16 protein-coding genes and 1 pseudogene are annotated in these 19,418 nt (G+C 72.2%); 8 read left to right on the top strand and 9 right to left on the bottom strand.

Annotated elements, in window-relative coordinates:
- Positions 1–26 precede the first annotated feature (26 nt).
- The 3 genes from DEI83_RS04295 (at position 27) to DEI83_RS04285 (ending at position 3,740) form a co-directional block, all read left to right on the top strand.
- Entirely contained in the window at positions 27–1,529 is a 1,503-nt protein-coding gene (locus DEI83_RS04295; RefSeq protein WP_111080563.1) for a D-alanyl-D-alanine carboxypeptidase/D-alanyl-D-alanine-endopeptidase, read from the top strand.
- A gap of 52 nt (positions 1,530–1,581) precedes the next feature.
- On the top strand, positions 1,582–2,202 hold the full coding sequence (locus DEI83_RS04290; protein WP_111080562.1) for an isochorismatase family protein: 621 nt from the start codon (positions 1,582–1,584) through the stop codon (positions 2,200–2,202).
- Positions 2,203–2,312: 110 nt separating this feature from the next.
- Positions 2,313–3,740, top strand: a complete 1,428-nt coding sequence (locus DEI83_RS04285) for an NAD-dependent succinate-semialdehyde dehydrogenase (protein WP_258371067.1) — start codon at positions 2,313–2,315, stop codon at positions 3,738–3,740.
- A 69-nt stretch (positions 3,741–3,809) separates the two neighbouring features.
- Here the strand turns inward: DEI83_RS04285 and DEI83_RS04280 are convergent, their stop codons facing one another.
- From DEI83_RS04280 to DEI83_RS04240, 9 genes and pseudogenes are all read right to left on the bottom strand, one after another.
- Positions 3,810–5,654, bottom strand: a complete 1,845-nt coding sequence (locus DEI83_RS04280; RefSeq protein ID WP_111080560.1) for an ABC transporter ATP-binding protein — start codon at positions 5,652–5,654, stop codon at positions 3,810–3,812.
- 154 nt (positions 5,655–5,808) lie between these two features.
- The gene (locus DEI83_RS04275; protein WP_111080559.1) at positions 5,809–7,206 is read right to left on the bottom strand and encodes an MFS transporter; all 1,398 of its coding nucleotides are present in this window, start codon (positions 7,204–7,206) and stop codon (positions 5,809–5,811) included.
- Positions 7,207–7,438: 232 nt separating this feature from the next.
- Positions 7,439–8,062 (bottom strand): annotated as a pseudogene (gene ribA / locus DEI83_RS04270) (GTP cyclohydrolase II); the annotation flags it as partial.
- A gap of 29 nt (positions 8,063–8,091) precedes the next feature.
- A complete protein-coding gene (gene ribD / locus DEI83_RS04265) occupies positions 8,092–9,132 on the bottom strand; it encodes a bifunctional diaminohydroxyphosphoribosylaminopyrimidine deaminase/5-amino-6-(5-phosphoribosylamino)uracil reductase RibD (protein ID WP_111080697.1) in 1,041 nt (346 codons plus the stop codon).
- A gap of 68 nt (positions 9,133–9,200) precedes the next feature.
- Positions 9,201–9,788, bottom strand: coding sequence for a GNAT family N-acetyltransferase (locus tag DEI83_RS04260; RefSeq protein ID WP_111080557.1), 588 nt, complete (start codon positions 9,786–9,788; stop codon positions 9,201–9,203).
- A gap of 6 nt (positions 9,789–9,794) precedes the next feature.
- A complete protein-coding gene (gene trpS, locus DEI83_RS04255) occupies positions 9,795–10,802 on the bottom strand; it encodes a tryptophan--tRNA ligase (protein ID WP_111080556.1) in 1,008 nt (335 codons plus the stop codon).
- Between the two features lie 35 nt (positions 10,803–10,837).
- Positions 10,838–11,680 (bottom strand): exodeoxyribonuclease III, encoded by an 843-nt coding sequence (locus DEI83_RS04250; protein ID WP_111080555.1) that lies wholly within the window; start codon positions 11,678–11,680, stop codon positions 10,838–10,840.
- A gap of 128 nt (positions 11,681–11,808) precedes the next feature.
- Positions 11,809–12,081 carry an HPr family phosphocarrier protein gene (locus DEI83_RS04245; protein WP_111080554.1) on the bottom strand — a complete coding sequence of 91 codons (273 nt, stop codon included), beginning with the start codon at positions 12,079–12,081 and terminating at the stop codon, positions 11,809–11,811.
- Between the two features lie 97 nt (positions 12,082–12,178).
- Positions 12,179–12,949 carry a DeoR/GlpR family DNA-binding transcription regulator gene (locus DEI83_RS04240; RefSeq protein ID WP_111080553.1) on the bottom strand — a complete coding sequence of 257 codons (771 nt, stop codon included), beginning with the start codon at positions 12,947–12,949 and terminating at the stop codon, positions 12,179–12,181.
- Positions 12,950–13,224: 275 nt separating this feature from the next.
- Between DEI83_RS04240 and ptsP the strand changes: the two genes are divergently transcribed.
- From ptsP to DEI83_RS04215, 5 genes are all read left to right on the top strand, one after another.
- A complete protein-coding gene (ptsP, locus tag DEI83_RS04235) occupies positions 13,225–14,883 on the top strand; it encodes a phosphoenolpyruvate--protein phosphotransferase (protein WP_111080552.1) in 1,659 nt (552 codons plus the stop codon).
- Positions 14,884–14,949: 66 nt separating this feature from the next.
- Positions 14,950–16,509: a PTS mannitol transporter subunit IICB gene (locus tag DEI83_RS04230; RefSeq protein ID WP_181431066.1), complete on the top strand. Its 1,560-nt coding sequence runs from the start codon at positions 14,950–14,952 to the stop codon at positions 16,507–16,509.
- Positions 16,510–16,584: 75 nt separating this feature from the next.
- Entirely contained in the window at positions 16,585–17,022 is a 438-nt protein-coding gene (locus tag DEI83_RS04225) for a PTS sugar transporter subunit IIA (protein ID WP_111080550.1), read from the top strand.
- On the top strand, positions 17,019–18,170 hold the full coding sequence (locus tag DEI83_RS04220; RefSeq protein WP_111080549.1) for a mannitol-1-phosphate 5-dehydrogenase: 1,152 nt from the start codon (positions 17,019–17,021) through the stop codon (positions 18,168–18,170). Before DEI83_RS04225 ends, DEI83_RS04220 begins: the two co-directional genes overlap by 4 nt.
- Positions 18,171–18,296: 126 nt before the next feature.
- The gene (locus DEI83_RS04215) at positions 18,297–19,229 is read left to right on the top strand and encodes an NADP-dependent oxidoreductase (RefSeq protein ID WP_111080548.1); all 933 of its coding nucleotides are present in this window, start codon (positions 18,297–18,299) and stop codon (positions 19,227–19,229) included.
- Positions 19,230–19,418 lie beyond the last annotated feature (189 nt).

The following is a 19,418-nucleotide window of genomic DNA, read 5'->3' as shown; positions in this document are numbered from 1 at the left end:
GACACGCGTCTCGTAGGATCGTCGCGATGTCCGAGCAGTCACCCCAGCCGTCCACCGGCGGCCCCGTCTCCCGTTCCGTCGCGGCACTCCGCGCCTCCGCGCACCGACGACCCGTGCCGTGGGCGGTCGGCGGCCTCGTCGCGGTCCTCGTCGTGGGCTCCGGGGGCGCGGTGGCGGTGGGCGCGGCGACCGGGGACCAGCCGCGCCCCGCGGTGTCCGCCAGCGCCTCCCGGACGCTCACCGCCAGCCCGACGTCGACCGTGACACCGTCGGCATCCACCACGCCGACCGCCACGGGGGTGCCGAGTGCGACCCCCACGCCCACCCCGACCCCGACCGCTGCCGCACGGACCTGCTCGATCGCCGGTGCCGCGTCCGCGAGCGGCCTCGGCCGCTTCGAGGGGTACGTCATGGACGCCGCCACGGGCGAGGAGCTGTTCTCCCGGAACGGTGGCACCCCGGCGCAGACCGGCAGCGTCATGAAGACCCTCACGAGCGCGACGGCCCTCGCGGTGCTCGGCGGCGGCCACACGATCCCGACGACCGTCACCGACGAGGGCGGCGGCACGATCGCCCTGGTCGGCCACGGCGACGCGACCCTGTCGGCGGGCAACGGCACCGTCTACCCGGGCGCCCCGACCCTCCCGCAGCTCGCGCAGCAGGTGAAGGCCCGGCTCGGTGCCACGCCCGTGCGCACGATCGTGGCCGACGGCACCTGGTGGAGCGAGGCCGACGCCTGGCACCCGACCTGGCCGGTGAGCGAGCGGACGATCGGGTACCAGCCCGAGATCACCGCGCTCATGGTCGACGGCGACCGAGCGAACCCCGCTGCTGCGACCTCGCCCCGGTCCGAGGACCCGATCGGTCGGGCCGGGGAGGCCTTCCGGACGGCCCTGGTGGACGCCGGGGTCGTCGGGGCCGCGACGGCGCCGATCACGAAGCGGGCGACGACCTCGCAGGCCACGATCGCGCAGGTGCAGTCGCAGCCGGTGTCGACGCTCATCGGGCAGATGATCCCGAACTCGGACAACACCCTCGCCGAGATGCTCGCCCGGGTCTCGTCGAAGGAGGCCGGTGCCGGCGGGACCGCGGCCTCGCTCACGGGTGTCTACGCATCGGCCCTGCGCGGGTACGGCGTCGACCCCGCAGGCATCACGATCATCGACGGGTCCGGCGAGAGCGCGGCGAACGCGGTGTCACCGTCGTTCGTCGCCCACCTCATGGTGCCGGTCACCACGGGGGCGAAGGGGCTCGGGACGCTCGCCGGGGTGCTCCCGGTCTCCGGCGTCTCCGGGACCCTGTCAAGCCGGTTCACCGGGGCGAACGCCGACGCCAGGGGCAAGGTGCACGCCAAGACCGGGTGGATCGACAGCGCGAACACGCTCGGCGGGTACATCGACGCCGCGGACGGTACCAAGCTGACGTTCGCGTTCTACGCGATCGGGTCGTCGCGGGCCGCTGCGCTGCCGGCGCTCGACGCCGTGACGGCCGCGGCGTACCGGTGCGGCGGGTCGCTCGCCGCCTCCTGACCCGGAGACCTCCGCTGCCCCGGCGCTGAGCCGACGGGTGTTGGATGGACGCATGGCCAGGGCACTGCTCATCACCGACGTCCAGAACGACTTCACCGAGGGCGGCGCGCTCGCGGTCGACGGGGGAGCGGCGGTGGCCGAACGGATCACCGCCTTCCTGCGACGGCACGCCGACGAGTACGACCTCGTCGTCGCGTCCCGCGACTGGCACGACGCCACCGGGGACAACGGCGGGCACTTCGCCGGATCCGACGGACCGGACTTCCGGACCACCTGGCCGGTGCACTGCGTCGCGGACACGCCGGGCGCCGAGTACCACCCGGCGCTCGACCTGTCCTTCGTCGACGTGCACGTGCGGAAGGGCCAGGGCGAACCGGCGTACTCCGCCTTCGAGGGGACGACCGACACCGGTGCCGACCTGGTCGACGTCTTCTTCGACCGCGAGGTCCACACCCTCGACGTCGTCGGCATCGCCACCGACCACTGCGTCCGTGCGTCGGCGCTCGACGGAGTGCACGCGGGCCTCGACGTGTTCGTCCACGAGGACCTCGTCGTCGGTGTCGACCCCGCGGCCAGCGAGGCGGCGCTCGAGGAGATCCGTGACGAGGGCGGCCACACCGGCCGCAGCGACATGGACGAGGGGCGGCAGCGCCCGGGAGGAGCGGTCCTGTGACCGACACGACCGGACCCAGCAGCAGCACGACCGACACCAGCAGGACGGACGGGACCGTCACGACCACCGTCGGGGACGAGCACGTCAGCGTCTCGGACGTCCCCACCGGCCTGTTCATCGGCGGGTCCTGGCGACCGTCGTCGAGCGGGGCGACGTTCGACGTCCGCGACCCCTCGACCGGAGCCGTCCTCGCGAACGTCGCGGACGCCACCCCGGAGGACGGGGTCGCAGCCCTCGACGCCGCCGTCGCCGCGCAGGAGGACTGGGCAGCCACCGCGCCCCGCCGCCGGTCCGACCTGCTCCGCCGCGCCTTCGACCTGGTGCACGAGCACGCCGAGGACATCGCCGCGGTGATGACGCTCGAGATGGGCAAGCCGCTCGCCGAGTCACGGGGCGAGATCGTCTACGGAGCCGAGTTCCTCCGCTGGTTCTCGGAGGAGGCCGTGCGCATCGGCGGCGACTACCGCACCAACCCGGAGGGCACCGGTCGGGGGATCGTCCTCAAGCGCCCGGTCGGACCGGTGTACGCGATCACGCCGTGGAACTTCCCGCTCGCGATGGCCACCAGGAAGATCGCGCCGGCACTCGCCGCCGGGTGCACGGTGGTGCTGAAGCCGGCGGACCTCACCCCGCTGACGACCCTGTACCTCGTCGAGTTGTTCCGTCGTGCCGGCCTGCCGGACGGCGTGCTCAACGTCGTGCCGTCCTCGGACGCGAAGGCGTTGTCCGCACCCGTCATCGCGGACCGCCGCCTCCGCAAGCTCACGTTCACCGGGTCCACCCCGGTCGGGTCGGCGCTCCTCAAGCAGGCGGCCGACAACGTCCTCAAGACGAGCATGGAGCTCGGCGGCAACGCCCCGCTGCTGGTCTTCGACGACGCCGACCTCGAGCGCGCCGTCGACGCGGCCATGCAGGCGAAGTTCCGGAACGTGGGGGAGGCCTGCACCGCCGCCAACCGCTTCTTCGTGCAGGAGGGCATCGCCGACGACTTCACCGCCGCGCTCTCGGCCCGTGTCGACGCGCTGCGCATCGGTCGGGGCACGGAGGAGGGCACCGACATCGGTCCGCTCATCGACGACCGTGCGGTGGACAAGGCGGCGTCGCTCGTCGACGACGCGGTCGAGCGTGGAGCCCGGCTCGTCTCGGGTGGGCAGCGGGTCGAGCGCTCGGGCACGTACTACGCGCCGACGCTCCTCGACGACGTGCAGCCCGGTTCGGACATCCTCACGACCGAGATCTTCGGCCCGGTCGTGTCGATCACGCGCTTCGCGACCGAGGAGGAGGGCATCCGGCTCGCCAACGACACCGAGTACGGCCTGGTGGCCTACGCCTTCACGGAGGACATCCGACGTGGGCAGCGGCTGGCCGAGCGGCTCGAGACGGGCATGCTCGGGTGGAACACCGGGGTCGTGTCGAACGCGGCGTTCCCGTTCGGCGGCGTGAAGGCCTCCGGTCTGGGCCGCGAGGGGTCGCACGAGGGCCTCGAGGAGTACCTGGAGACGGTCTACGTGCTCACGCCCGACCCCTTCGCCGCCTGACCCCTTCGCCGCCTGACCCCTTCGCCGCCTGACCCCTTCGCCGCCTGACCCCTCGCGTGTTGCGGAGCGTCAGACGAGCAGCTGGTGCTTCGCCAGGTCGCGGTAGAGCGGCGTGCTCTGCACGAGCTCGGAGTGCGTGCCGGTGCCGACGACCCGGCCGTGCTCCAGCACCACGATGACGTCCGAATCGACGACGGTGGACAGCCGGTGCGCGATGACGAGCAGCGTCCGGTCCGCGGCCACGGCGTCGATCGCCAGGCGCATCTTCTGCTCGTTGACACCGTCGAGCGAGGACGTCGACTCGTCGAGCAGGAGGATCGGGGGAGCGGCGAGCAGGGCGCGCGCGATCGCGAGGCGCTGACGCTCACCGCCGGAGAGCATCACGCCGTCCTCCCCGACCTGCGCGTCGAGCCCACGCGGGTCGCGGTGCAGCACGTCGCCGAGGTTCACCGCCTCGAGCACCCGGACGCACTCGGACTCGGAGGCGTCCGGCGACCCGAGCAGCAGGTTCGCGCGGAGGGTGCCGGCGAGCACCGGAGCGTCCTGCTCGACGTACCCGATCTGCGCCCGGAGTTCGGCACGGTCGAGCCCGCGCACGTCGAGTCCGCCGAGACGGATGACACCCTCGGTGGGGTCGTAGAAGCGCTCGATGAGCGCGAGGGTGGTCGACTTGCCGGCACCCGACGGACCGACGAGGGCGACCCGCGACCCGCGTGGAACGCTGAAGGACACGTCGTGCAGGACGGCCTGCTCGTCACCGGTGCCACCAGCGGCGGGAGCCGGAGCGCTGAGGTCCCCGGACCCGGCGGCCCCGTCCGCACCCACGGCGTCCGGGGTGGCGGCGTAGCGGAACGTGACGTGCTCGAAGGTGATGGCGTCGTCGGTCGCGACCGCCGCGGCCGGGTGGACGGCGGCGTCGTCCTGGTCCTCCGTCGGCAGGTGCAGGATCTCCTCGATGCGGCCGAGCGCACCGAGGGCCTGTGCCACGGCGACGACCGCGCCGAGTGCCTGACCGAGCGGCATGACCATCATGAAGAGCAGCAGGATGAAGGTGATGAGGGTCGCGATGGTAATCTGCCCCGCGGCGACCTGCGCGCCGCCGATGCCGAGCACGGCGATGAACGCGACCTGCATGACGATGCTCGCGACCGGGACGACGAAGGCGGACATCCGGGCGATCACGAGCCCGCGACGGTAGGCCTCGGTCGCGTGCTGGTCGACCTCGCTGACCTCGCGCGCGGTCGCGCCGGCCGCGCGGATGGTGCGCACGGCCCCGATGCCGCGCTCGACCGCCGCCGTGAGGTCGCCGACCTTCTCCTGCGCGGCCTTCGACGCGACCCTGATGCGTCGGCTGAGGCCGCCGACGACGACGACCGCGACGATGACGATCACGACGACCACGGCGAGCAGCAACGGGTCGATGACGGCCATCGCGACGACCGCGCCGACGAAGGTGAGGGCGCCGCCGATCGACTCGATGAGGCCCTGCGTCAGGACCGCGCGGAGGAGTGTGGTGTCGCTGCCGACGCGGGACACCAGGTCACCGGTCCGCCGCACGTCGAACTCGGAGATCGGCAGGTTGAGGATGCGGGCGATGAGCTTCCGCCGTGTCGACAGCACGACGCCCTCTCCAGCGCGCTGGAGCAGGAAGTGCTGCACCCCGTTGAGCACGCCGGCGACGAGCACGAGCACGACGAGCGCCCACACCAGCGTCGACATCCCGGTGCCCTCCTGCACCGCGGTGACGACCTGGTTGACGAGCAACGGCTGGGCGAGGGAGGCCGCGGCGCCGAGGATGCTCAGCACGATGATGACGACCATCGCCGGCTTGTTCTCGAACAGGTAGGACAGCAGTCGACCGAAGGTGGCGCGGGGCCCGTCGGTCGGCTTCGGGCGTGCGAACGGGTTGCTCATCGTGGGTCGATTCTCTCACCGTCGCACCGACAGGGGGACGGGAGGTCCCCACCGGGCTCGGCCGGCCCGCCGCTGGCGCGTCGGTCTGGTACCGGCCGGCGTGGGCCCCACCCACCGGAACGGTGGGCAGCCTCCCGTGCGTCAGCGGTCGCGGCTAGCGCGCGTCGCGCCCGGAGGGGACGGCTTGCCGCGCCGCGGCCTCGTCGAGATCGGCGCCACGCGTCTCGCGGACCAGCAGCAGCGCGACCAGGGTGACGACCGCCGCGATCGTCAGGTACAGGCCGACCAGGAAGATGTCCCCGTCCGGCTTCCACAGCGCGACCGCGATCGTCGGCGCCAAGGACGCTCCGAGGATCGACGCGATGTTGTACGCGAGCGCGGAGCCGGTGTACCGGACGTTCGTCGGGAACAGCTCCGGCAGCAGGGCACCCATCGGGCCGAACGTCAGCCCCATCAGGGACAGGCCGACGATGAGGAACGTGACGACGGTGATCGGGCCCTGCGACGCGGCAAACCAGAGCTGGAACGTCAGACCGAAGAGCGCGATGCCGATCGTGGTCGGGATGAGCGTGCGGCGACGGCCGAACTTGTCGGCGAGGATCCCGGCCACCGGCGTGAAGATCCCGAAGAACACGACGCCGATCATGAGGAGGGTCAGGAACTCGCCGCGCGTGTACCCGAGGCCGACCTTGGGGACCAGCGAGGTCGCGGTGGTGCCGTACGCCAGCGTGAAGGTCGTCATGAAGTAGAAGAGCACGTACGTGGCGACCATGCCGAAGGTGCCGACGACGACGGCCTTCCACGAGGTGCGGAACACCCGGGCGAGCGGGACCTTGGCGACCGTGCCGGTCTCCTGCACGCCACGGAACGCGGGCGACTCGACGAGCTTGAACCGCACGTAGAGGCCGACGAGCACGAGCACGGCGGACAACAGGAACGGGATGCGCCAGCCCCAGGCCTGGAAGTCGGCGTTCGGGGTGCCGTCCGCGCCGGCCGGCATGGCGGCGTTGATCGCGATGAACAGGCCGTTGGCGAGGAGGAACCCGATCGGGGCGCCGAGCTGCGGCATCGAGCCGAACACGCCGCGCTTGCCCTCCGGGGCGTTCTCGGTCGCGAGCAGCGCTGCACCGGACCACTCGCCGCCGAGCCCGACGCCCTGGGCGAAGCGCATCACGGCGAGGAGCACGGGGGCCCAGATGCCGATGGTGTCGAACGTCGGCAGGCAGCCGATGAGGAACGTGGCCGTCCCCATCACGAGCAGCGAGGCGACGAGGGTCGTCTTCCGGCCGATGCGGTCACCGAAGTGGCCGAAGAGGACCGAACCGACCGGGCGGGCGAAGAACGCCAGCGCGAAGGTGACGAAGGACGACAGCTGCGACGCGGTCGGGTCGTCGTTCGGGAAGAACAGCGTCGGGAACACGAGGACCGCTGCGGTCGCGTAGACGTAGAAGTCGTAGAACTCGATGGAGGTGCCGACGAGGCTCGCGATGACGACGCGCGAGCGCGGGTTCGTCTTCGGGGCGGACGTCGTGGTGGCCGGTGCGGCGGACATGGGCGTGAGGGCACTTTCGCGGTGCGCGCGCTCGGCGGGAGCGCAGCGTGGGGCCGGACTGCGGACGCCGACCGGTTCGCGCGGGGTGGCGCGGACACCGTGTCGGGTGCGTTCGGTGGTGTGGTCCCGCTCGTGACGGGGTCCTCAGTGTACGACGGATGTCGCACACCTGCGAATCCACCCGGAGGTGCCCGTCAGTCCGTCGGGATCCGCCCGGCCGGCCCGGGACCTGTCAGCTGGCCGCGCCGGTCCCGAGGTGGGCCGGCAGGGTGTGGCCCATCCGGTCACGCTTCGTGTCGAGGTACCCGGCGTTCTGTGCGGAGACCCCGACGACGAGCGGCACGAGTGCGTCCACCGCGATGCCGTGCTCGACGAGCTGACGACGCTTCTCCGGGTTGTTCGACAGCAGCCGGACCCGTGTGATGCCGAGGTCGGCGAGGATGCCGGCCGCTCCGCCGTACTCCCGCGAGTCGGCGGGGAGCCCGAGCGCGAGGTTCGCGTCGAGGGTGTCGAGGCCGTCCTCCTGCAGGCGGTACGCCTTGAGCTTGTTGATCAGGCCGATGCCACGTCCCTCGTGCCCACGGAGGTACACGACGACGCCGCCCTCGGCCGCGATGGTGTCGAGCGCCGCGTCGAGCTGCGGACCGCACTCGCACTTCAGTGAACCGAACGCCTCGCCGGTCAGGCACTCGGAGTGCACCCGCACCAGGGCGCCGTCCGTCGGAGCCGACCCGTCGGGGGAGGCCGCGATGACGGCGACGTGCTCCGCGCTCGTCACGAGGTCCCGGTAGGCCCGCATCTCGAACGTGCCGTGGGTGGTGGGGACGTTCGTCGCGACCTCGAACTGGACCGGGCTCCCGGGGGTGGCGGAGGTCAGTGCGTCGGTCATGTGGTGCTCCGGTCGGTGGGGGCCCCGTCGACCGCGCTCCCGGACGGCTGCGGGACCGGACGGGCGCGGACCAGCAGGTCGGGGCCGAGGCTGGACGTTGACAGTACACGCAACATCCGCGCACCGTGGATACTTCCCACCCCGATGTCGTCGAGGGCGACCCGGGGACCGCCGAGGAGCACCGGGGCGAGGTAGACGAGCAGTTCGTCGGCGAGCCCGGCGGCGACGAACGCCGACGCGACCGTCGGTCCGCCCTCGACGAGCACGCTGTGCACGCCCTGCTCGCGGAGGGACCGCAGCGCTGCCCCGAGGTCGTGCCCCGGGATCGTGACGACGCCTCGGGGGTGACGGTGCAGTGCTGCGTCGGCGGGCAGGGGACGGTCGCCGAGGACGACGGGCAGGGGCTGGTCGGCGAGGAACTCCCCGGCGTCGCCGCGGGCGGTCAGGCTCGGGTCGTCGGCCAGGGCGGTGCCGGTGCCGACCAGGACGGCGTCGTGCGCGGCGCGCTGCTCGTGGACGTGCTGCCGGGCGGCGGCTCCGGTGATCCACCGGCTCGACCCGTCGGCGGCGGCGGCCCGGCCGTCCAGGCTCGACGCCCACTTCACGGTGACCCACGGGCGGCCGAGGCGGACCGAGAGCAGCCAGCGTTCGAGGAACGACTCGGCCTCGGCCGAGAGCACCCCGGCGACCACGTCGACGCCAGCGGCTCGGAGGCGGTCCGCGCCACCGTGGGAAGCGGCACCGGGGTCGTCGACGGCGTAGACGACCCGGGCGACGCCGGCGGCGATGAGGGCGACCGAGCACGGCCCGGTCCTGCCGGTGTGGTCACAGGGCTCGAGCGTCACGACGGCGGTCGCTCCGCGCAGCTGCGCCGGGTCCACCTTCCGCATCGCGTCGACCTCGGCGTGCGCGGTGCCGGCGCCCTTGTGCCAACCCTCGGCCAGCACCTGACCGGCGGGGGAGAGCAGGACGGCACCGACACGGGCATGGTCGCCGACGACGGGGCCCCGTGCCGCGAGTTCGAGCGCCCGGCGCATCGCTCGCGTCTCGGCGTCGGAGGCGGTCCCGCCGTGCGGCGCCGGGGTCGGGTCGGGTGCGGTGTCGCTCACGGAGCGAGACTACCGGCGACCCCCGGCGTCGACCCTGGCGGCCAACCGAGGTCCGAGGCGGGGGCACCGTCCGCTCGACGGAGACCCTTCCACGCCTGGGCGGGGGAGCCGTCGCGGTTCGGCACGAGGGCGTCGCCGCTCCCCGTGTACGAGAACCCCGCCCGCCGGGCCACGGCTGCCGAGGCGGTGTTCCCGACGTAGCACTCCCAGTACACGTCCGGAGCGCCCTGCGCGAAGGCCCACGTGACGACGAGCTCGACGGCGTCGTGCACGAGCCCGGCCCCCCGAGCCGACGGAGCGAGCCAGAACCCGAGGTCCCGGCGGGCCGTCCGGTAGCTGATCACCCCGTCGAGCCAGGTCGATCCCTGCCGCCGGATCGCCCAGGTGTACTCCCGGTCGGACGCCCAGCCGGGGCCGACGAGGGCGTCGACGAACCCCTGTGCGTCCTGCGGTCGGTACGGCTGCGGGATGGTCGTCCAGCGCGCGATCTCCGGGTCCTGGCAGGCCTCGGTGATCGCGGCCGTGTCGGCGCGGGTCGGCAGGTCGAGCCGGACCCGTGCCGACTCGAGGATGACGGGGAGCACGGTCGGTCAGCGCGCTCGCGGCACGAAGCCGATCGCGTCGTACACCCGGGCGAGCGTGGCGTCGGCGATCGCCTCGGCGCGCTCGGCACCGACGGCGAGCAGGCGGTCGAGCTCCGCCGGGTCGTCGAGGAGTTCGAGCGTGCGGGCCCGGACCGGCTCGAGCTCGGCGACGACGGCGTCGGCCACCGCGCCCTTGAGGTCGCCGTACCCCTTGCCGACGAACGACTCCTCGAGGTCGGCGACCGCGGTGCCGGTGAAGGCGGAGAGGATCGCGAGCAGGTTCGTCACGCCCGGCTTCGCCTGCCGGTCCGCGCGGATCTCGCGCTCGGTGTCCGTGACGGCCGACCGGATCTTCTTCGCGGTCCGCTTCGGGTCGTCGAGCAGACGGACGAGACCGTTGTCGGACGCGGCCGACTTGCTCATCTTGCTGGTCGGGTCCTGCAGGTCGTAGATCCGGGCCGTCTCGGAACCGATCCGGGCCTCCGGGACGACGAACGTGTCGCCGAAGCGCGAGTTGAAGCGCTGGGCCAGGTCACGTGTCAGTTCGACGTGCTGGCGCTGGTCGTCGCCGACCGGGACGACCGCCGTGTCGTACAGCAGGATGTCGGCGGCCATCAGGACCGGGTACGTGAAGAGCCCGACCGAGGCGGACTCGGCACCCTGGCGCGCGGACTTGTCCTTGAACTGGGTCATCCGGCTGGCCTCGCCGAAGCCCGTCAGGGTGTTCAACACCCAGGCCAGCTCGGCGTGCGCCGGCACGTGCGACTGGACGAACAGCGTCGACTTCGACGGGTCGATGCCCGAGGCGATGTACTGCGCCGCGGTGGCCCGGGTGCTCGCGCGGAGCTCGGCGGGGTCCTGCGGGGAGGTGATCGCGTGCATGTCGACGACGCAGTAGATGGCGTCGTGGTCGTCCTGCAGGTCACGCCACTGCATGAGCGCGCCGATGTAGTTGCCGAGGTGGAGTGACCCGGCCGAGGGCTGGATGCCGGAGAAGATACGCGTGCTGGTCATGCGGGAGTCCTGGTGCTCGAGAGCGGGTGAGGGGATCAGAGTTCGTAGTCGACGACCACGGGGGCGTGGTCGGACCACCGCTGGTCGTACGCGGCGGCGCGGTCGACGGTGTACGAGGTCACCGTCTCGGCGAGCTCGGGCGTGGCGACCTGGTAGTCGATGCGCCACCCGGAGTCGTTGTCGAACGCCTGGCCGCGCCAGGACCACCACGTGTACGGACCGTCGACGTCGCCGGCCTGGGCGCGGCCCACGTCCACCCACCCGAGGCCCGGGCCGGTGGAGCCGTCGGCGCCCTCGACCTGCTCGCCCTCGGTGCCGAAGAACCGGCTGAAGTAGGCCCGCTCACGGGGCAGGAAGCCAGCGCGCTTGACGTTGCCCTTCCAGTTCTTGATGTCCCGCTGGTCGTGGCCGACGTTGAGGTCACCGACCACCACGGCGAGCGGGTTGTGCGACCGGAGTGCGGGCAGGCGCTCGGTCATGGCGTCGAGGAACTTCCACTTCTCGTCCTGCTTCGGGGTGTCGACCTCGCCCGAGTGCACGTAGGTCGACACGACCGTGACGGTGCGGCCGCCGATCTCGTAGTCGGCCTCGAGCCACCGGCCGGCGGAGTCGAAGTCCTCGGCCCCGAGCTCGACGCGGTGCAGGTGGGCCCGGTGCCGCGACGCGATGGCGACGCCCGCGCGACCCTTCGCGGTGGCCGGGTCGTGCACGACGTCCCACTCGTCGCCGAGCAGGCCGGTCAGGTCCTCGGTCGAGGCGCGCACCTCCTGCAGGGCGAGCACGTCGACGTCGCGCTCGGCGAGCCAGTCGCCCATGCCCTTCCGGAACGCGGCACGGATGCCGTTGACGTTGACGGTCGCGAGGCGTAGGCGGGTCATGCCGACCAGCCTATCGGCGGCGTCCGACGGCCCGGACGTGGTCGCGGTGGCGCCCCGCGACACGACGGGAGGCCCGGTACCAGCTGGTACCGGGCCTCCCGTCGCGGACGTGGTCGCGCCGAGCGCGGTCAGGCCGCGTCGTGGTCCGTCTGCAGGAAGTCGACGAGGCTGTCCGCGGTGGTCTCGGCGTCGTCGCCGGACACGGTGAGCGTGACCTCGTCGCCGTTCTCCACCCCGAGGCCGAGCAGGCCCAGGATGCTGCCGGCGTTGGCCGACTTCTCGCCCTTGGCGATGGTGACCTGGTGCCCGGACGCGGTGACGTTCTGGACGAACAGCGAGGCGGGGCGGGCGTGCAGGCCGGACGCGCTCGCGACGGTGACGGTGCGGGTGGCTTCGGACATCGATGGACTCCTGTCGATGGGTGGTGCGCTCATGCTAGCGAGCGCGTGGCGGGTGGTTCCCGGGCTGGCGGGGAAGGGACGGACCCCGAGACGGCGGTCAGTCGCGTCCGGGCCAGAAGACCTCGGTACCGGCGGCCTCGACCTCGCGCACGAGGTCCAGGTTGACGCCGGGGTCGGTGATGATCGTGTCGATCGCGGCGAGCGGGGCGACGCGGCCGAACTCCTCCCGCCCGAACTTGGTGTGGTCGGCGAGCAGGATGCTCCGGCGCGCGGACTTGATCATCGCGCTCTTCACGGCGGCCTCGGCCATGTTGTGGGTCGTCAGCCCGCGCTCGGGTGTGATGCCGTTGATGCTGACGAACGCGACGTCGACGCTCACCATGCCGATGAGCTGGTGCGTCCACGTGCCGACCCCGGCGAGCGAGTCGCTGCGGATGTTCCCGCCGAGCAGGTGCAGGTCGATGCCGGGACGGTTCGCGACGGCCATCGCGACGGGCAGTGAGTGCGTGACGACGGTGAGGCCGCGGTCGGTCGGCAGGAGCTCGGCGAGGCAGATCGTGGAGGTGCCGGCGTCGATCATCACCGAGCCGTTCTCGGGCAGCTCCTCGAGCGCCGCCTCGGCGATGACCATCTTCTCGGTCTGGTTGATGCCGCCGCGGTCGCCGACGCCCGGGTGCAGGGTGATCCGTTCGACCGGGATCGCGCCGCCGTGCGCACGCCGGACGAGCCCGCGCCGCTCGAGGCTCGTCAGGTCGCGGCGGATGGTCTCCGGGGTGACGGCGAGCAGTTCGGCGAGGTCCTTCACGTCGACCCGGCCGTGGGCGCGCGCCTGCTCGACGATGCGCTGGTGGCGTTCTGGTGCGTACATCTGGCCTCATCGGGTCGAGCTCGTCGCCACCTGCGGGATGGCATCCGGAGCGGAACGGACATGCTCGGGCAGGTCCACTCCGGCAGGCCCGCGGCGGTTCTGGACGGCAAACGCAAACGGGCATCTGTTTCTGCATTTTTATCCCCGGATGTGTTTGTTTGTCAACGCGGGGCGATGTAAGGTGCTGCAGAACCGTCCGGATGCAGCACGCCCCGGACACGGCACCGCCCCCGAACCGCCCACCGCTGCTGCGCGTGAGATGAAGGAGTCTCCCCATGTCCGATCTGCTCGGAACCGGCGTCGGCCGCGGCGTTGCCCACGGCCCCGTGCTCCGGATGGCGGACCCGCTGGGTGAGCCCTCGACCGCTCCGCTCGACGGCTCGGCCGACGACGCCAAGCAGGCCGTCCACGACGCGCTCGCCGCGGTGGCCGACGACCTCACCAAGCGTGGACAGCTCGCCGGGGGCGACGCCCAGGCCGTGCTCGAGGCGCAGGCGCTCATGGCGCAGGACCCGACGCTCCTCGACGACGTGCACACCCGCATCGACGGCGGCACCAACGCCGAGCGCGCCGTGTACGAAGCGTTCGCCCAGTTCCGCGACCTGCTCGTCGGCATGGGCGGGTACATGGGGGAGCGCGCCGCAGACCTCGACGACGTCGCCCAGCGCATCGTCGCGAAGCTCCGTGGCGTCCCGGCCCCGGGCGTCCCCGAGTCGGACACGCCGTTCGTCCTCGTCGCGCGTGACCTCGCGCCGGCCGACACCGCACTCCTCGACCTCGACAAGGTCCTCGCCCTCGTCACGCGCGACGGCGGCCCGACCTCGCACACCGCGATCCTCGCCCGCGCCAAGGGCATCACCGCGATCGTCGGCGTCACCGGGGCCGACGACCTGGTCGAGGGCCAGCAGGTCGTCGTCGACGCCGTCGCGGGCACCGTCGTCACCGAGCCGTCCGCCGACCTCGTCGCCGACGTCGAGCAGCGGATCGCCGAGCGCCGCGCCGCCGCCGCCGCGCCGCTCACCGCTGGAGCGCTGGCCGACGGCCACGTCGTCCCGCTGCTGGCCAACCTCGGCAGCCCCGCCGACGCGCAGGCCGCGGTCGAGCTCGGCGCCGAGGGTGTGGGCCTGTTCCGCACCGAGTTCCTGTTCCTCGACGCCCCGACGGCCCCGACGGTGGAGTCGCAGCAGCAGTCGTACGAGCAGCTCCTCGCCGCGTTCCCCGGCAAGAAGGTCGTCGTCCGCGCGCTCGACGCCGGTGCCGACAAGCCGCTGCCGTTCCTCACCGACAAGGACGAGGAGAACCCGGCGCTCGGCCGCCGGGGCCTGCGCGCCCTCCGGAACAAGGAGCAGGTCCTCCGCGACCAGCTCACCGCGCTCGCCCAGGCCGACGCCGCCACCGAGGCCGACCTCTGGGTGATGGCCCCGATGGTCGCCGACGCCGAGGAGACCGAGTACTTCGTCGGCCTGGCCCGCGAACTCGGCATCCGCACCGCCGGCGTGATGGCCGAGGTGCCCTCGCTCGCGCTGATGGCCGAGCAGGTCTTCCGGTCCGCGGACTTCGTGTCGATCGGCACGAACGACCTGACGCAGTACACGATGGCCGCCGACCGGATGCTCGGCACCGTCGCGAGCTACCAGGACCCGTGGCACCCCGCGGTCCTGCGTCTCGTCGCGCAGCTCGGCGCGGCCGGTGCCGACGCCGGCAAGGCGGTCGGCATCTGCGGTGAGGCGGCAGCCGACCCGCTGCTCGCCGTCGTCCTCGTGGGCCTCGGCGCCACCACCCTCTCCATGACCCCCGCGGCCCTCGCCGACGTGCGTGCCGAACTCGGCCAGCACACCCTCGACGGAGCCCGCGAGATGGCGACGGCAGCACTCGCCGCCAGCACGGCAGCGGCCGCCAGGTCCGCCGCCGCGGCTGCGGTCCACGCCGCCTGAGCCGCCCCTCCCACACAGCACCACACCCGATCCCTGCAGCAGCACACACACAGAGAGTCAACGCACATGACAACGTCGTCCGTTGCAGCGCCAGACACCCGCGACAAGTCGCGGGGTGGCGCTCGCGTCGCCGTCCAGAAGTTCGGCACGTTCCTGTCCGGCATGGTGATGCCCAACATCGCGATCTTCATCGCGTGGGGCCTCATCACCGCGTTCTTCATCGAGACCGGCTGGACGCCCGTCGGCGTCCTCGGCGGCTTCGGTGAGACGGACGGCGTGGCCAACATCGGCCTCGTCGGGCCGATCCTGACCTACCTCATCCCGCTCGCGATCGCCATCCAGGGCGGCCGGATGGTCTACGAGACCCGCGGCGCGGTCGTCGGCGCGATCATGGCGATGGGCGTCATCGTCGGCGCCAACGGCACGATCATGATCCTCGGCGCGATGATCAGCGGCCCGCTCGGCGCCTGGCTCATCAAGCAGGTCGACAAGATCTGGGACGGCAAGATCAAGCCCGGCTTCGAGATGCTCGTGAACAACTACGCGGCCGGCATCCTCGGCTTCGTGCTCGCGCTCATCGGGTTCTTCTGGCTCGCCCCGCTGTTCAAGCTCATCGCCGAGGGCCTCGGCGCCGCGGTGAAGTTCCTCGTCGACAGCTCGCTCCTGCCGCTCGCCAGCGTCATCATCGAGCCGGCGAAGGTGTTCTTCCTGAACAACGCCATCAACCACGGCGTGCTCAGCCAGCTCGGCGCGCAGCAGGTGCAGGAGTCCGGCAAGAGCATCCTGTTCCTCCTCGAGGCGAACCCCGGCCCTGGTCTCGGCGTCCTCCTCGCCTTCACCTTCTTCGGCGTCGGCATCGCCCGCTCGACCGCGCCCGGCGCGATCCTCATCCAGTTCTTTGGTGGCATCCACGAGATCTACTTCCCGTACGTGCTGCAGAAGCCGATCCTCTTCGTCGCCGTCATCCTCGGTGGCGCGACCGGTGTCGCCACGAACGTCGCCTTCCAGTCCGGCCTCGTCGCCCCCGCCTCGCCGGGTTCGATCTTCGCGGTCCTCACCGCGACGGCGAAGGACAGCTTCCTCGGCGTCATCCTCTCGGTGATCCTGTCGGCGGCCGTCTCCTTCGCGGTGGCGTCGTTCTTCCTCCTCGCCAGCCGCAAGCGTGACCTCGCGTCCGGCAACGGCGGCGACATGAGCGCCGCGATGGCGAAGCTCCAGGCCAACAAGGGCCGTGAGGCCAACGCCGCGACCGCGGGCCTGCTCGGCGACAACTCCCCGGCCAACGAGGAAGAGGCCGAGGCCTCGCTCGGTGGTGTCGGTTCGGCCAGCACCGCGACGGCGACGCGCATCGAGAACGTCGTCTTCGCCTGCGACGCCGGCATGGGCTCGAGCGCCATGGGTGCGAGTGTCCTGCGGAACAAGATCAAGAAGGCTGGTATCGAGGGTGTCACGGTCGTCAACAAGGCGATCGCGAACCTCTCGGGTGACGAGGACCTCATCATCACCCAGGAGGAGCTCACGGACCGCGCGAAGCAGAAGAACCCGAACGCCCAGCACGTCTCGGTCGGCAACTTCATGAACGCTCCGCAGTACGACCAGGTCGTCGACCAGCTCAAGAACCAGTAAGACAAGAGCACGATGGGGGAGGGGACGGGCGACCGTCCCCTCTTCCGCCGTCATCCACGAACAAGGAGATCCCGAATGCCCGTCCTGCAGGAGAGCCAGATCCGCATCCACACCGAGGACGCCGCGCCGACCAAGTCGGAGGCGATGAAGGAGGCGGCTGCGATCCTCCAGGACGCCGGTGCGGTCACCGCGGACTACTACCCCGCCATGCTCGAGCGTGAGAAGAGCGTCTCGACCTACATGGGCAACTTCCTGGCGATCCCGCACGGCACGAACGACGCCAAGGACGCCATCAAGGCCTCGGCGCTCTCGTTCGTCCGCTACGCGACCCCGATCGACTGGGACGGCAACGACGTCCGCTTCGTCGTCGGCATCGCGGGCGTCAACAACGAGCACCTCGACATCCTCAGCAAGATCGCGATCGTGTTCTCCGACGAGGACCAGGTCCAGGCCCTGACGGACGCGCCCGACGCTGCGGCCGTCCTCGCGATCCTCGGTGAGGTCAACGAGTGAGCACCGCCGTCCACTTCGGAGCCGGCAACATCGGCCGCGGCTTCGTCGGGCTCCTGCTGCACCAGGCCGGCTACGAGGTCGTCTTCGCGGACGTCGCCGCCCCGCTCATCGACGCCCTGGCCGCCGCCGACTCCTACACGGTCCACGAGGTCGGCGCGGGCGCGCAGGACCACGAGGTCACCGGCTTCCGCGCCGTGAACAGCGCGCAGGACGAGGCCGGCGTCATCGCCGAACTCGCCGCCGCCGACATCGCGACCTGCGCCGTCGGCCCCACGGTCCTCAAGTTCATCGCCCCCGTCATCGCGAAGGGGCTGCAGCAGCGCTCCGACGACGCCGCCCCGCTCGTCGTCATGGCGTGCGAGAACGCGATCAACGCGACGGACCGCCTCCGGGAGTTCATCGTCGACGCGCTGCCCGAGGCCGAGCGCGACGCCGCTCTGGCGAAGGCCGTGTTCGCGAACACCGCCGTCGACCGCATCGTCCCGGCGCAGCCCGCGGACGGCGGCCTGGACGTCACGGTCGAGACCTACTTCGAGTGGGCCATCGACCGGACGCCCTTCGGCGGTGCCGAGCCGGAGATCCCGGGCGCGCACTACGTGGACGGGCTGGCGGCCTCGATCGAGCGGAAGCTGTTCACGGTCAACACCGGGCACGCGACGGTCGCCTACCACGGCTTCCTCGCCGGGGCCGACAAGATCTCCGACGCGGTCGCCCTGCCGGCGGTGCGCTCGGCCCTCGAAGCCGTGCTCGGTGAGACGAGCGACCTGCTCGTCCGCCGTCACGAGCTCGACCCCGAGGTGCACCGCGCCTACGTCGCGGCGATCATCGCCCGCTTCGAGAACCCGCACCTGCCCGACACGGTGACCCGTGTCGGCCGGCAGCCGCTCCGGAAGCTCTCGCGCGACGAGCGCTTCGTCTCACCGGCCGCCGCCCTGGCCGAGGACGGCACCGAGCCGAGCGCGCTGCTCGACGCGATGGCCGCCGCGCTCCGCTTCGACGTCGCCGACGACGAGCAGAGCGTCGAACTGCAGGCGCTGCTGCGCTCGGACCGGTCCGACGCGGACATCGCGTCCGAGATCACCGGTCTCGGCGGCGAGCACCCGCTGCACGCGTCCTTCACGGGACGCGTCGGAGCGGCGCGCGCCTGACGCCGTCGCGCACGCGTCCACCGGGCGGACGGGAGGCCCGGTACCAGCTGGTACCGGGCCTCCCGTCCGTTCCGCGGGTGCCGGGTCCTGCTCGACGGCCGCGGCGCCGCGAGTACGGTCGCGCTCATGACGAAGCAGTGGGTGGCCCCGCGTCCCGGTGGGAGCGCCGTGTTCGAGCTGGTGGACGTGACGGTGCCGGCACCGGGACCCGGTGAGGTGACGGTCCGTGTCCGGGCTGCCGGCATGAACCCGGCCGACGCCGAGCACACCCGCAGCGGGGACCCGGCGGACTTCCCCGTCCCGATCGGCTACGAACTGGCCGGGGTCGTCAGCGCCGTCGGGCCCGGGACCACGATCGTCTCCGGCCCCGTCGCGGTCGGCGACCCGGTCCTGGCGTTCCGGGTGCGCGGTGCGTGGACCGAGGAGATCACCCTCCCCGCGCAGGACGTGTTCGCGAAGCCGGCGACCCTCGGCGACGCGGAGGCCGCGAACCTCCTGCTCGCCGGCACCACCGCGGCCGACCTCATCCGGGTCACCGGGGTGCGGGCGGGCGAGACGGTGCTCGTGCACGGCGCGTCCGGAGCGGTCGGCGTGAGCCTCCTGCAGCAACTCCGCTCGCTCGGCGCCCGCGTGGTCGGCACCGCGTCGGCCGCCTCCGCGGACGCCGTCCGTCGGTTCGGGGGCGAGTGGGTCGCGTACGGCGACGGCCTGGAGGCGCGGGTCCGTGACCTCGCCGCGTCCGGTGTCGACGTGGCGATGGACTGCGTCGGTTCGGACGAAGCGGTCGACGTCTCGCTCGCGCTGGTCGCCGACCGGAGCCGGGTCGCCACCATCGCCGCGTTCGAGCGTGCGGCGGACGCCGGCATCAGGACGATCGGTGGTGCGCAGCCGGAGAGCAGGGCGTTCCGGGACTCGGTCCGGCAGCGGCTCGTGGACCTGGCGGGGCGCGGTGATCTCGTCGTCCCCGTCGCGCGGACGTTCCCGTTGGCCGAGGCCAGGGCCGCGCTGGACGTGCTCGAGTCCGGGCACCCGGGCGGGAAGCTCGCGCTGCTGCCCTGAGGTCCGTGATGCGCTGCACCACCCGTCACGCCGGAACCGACTGCCGTGGTGTCGGTCGCTCACGGGGCCGCGGTCCTGCCAGACTGGGTCCAGCGCGTGGGGACAGCGTGCGGGGGAGTGGGACGGCCGCGGCGGGAACCGCGGGGCCGACTCTGCTGCACGGCTGTGGTCGACTCCGGGCGCCCCGTG

Source organism: Curtobacterium sp. MCBD17_021 (genome assembly GCF_003234525.1).
GTDB lineage: Bacteria > Actinomycetota > Actinomycetes > Actinomycetales > Microbacteriaceae > Curtobacterium.
Note: the sequence above shows the minus strand (reverse complement) of the source record. Positions and strands in the feature narration are given on the sequence as shown.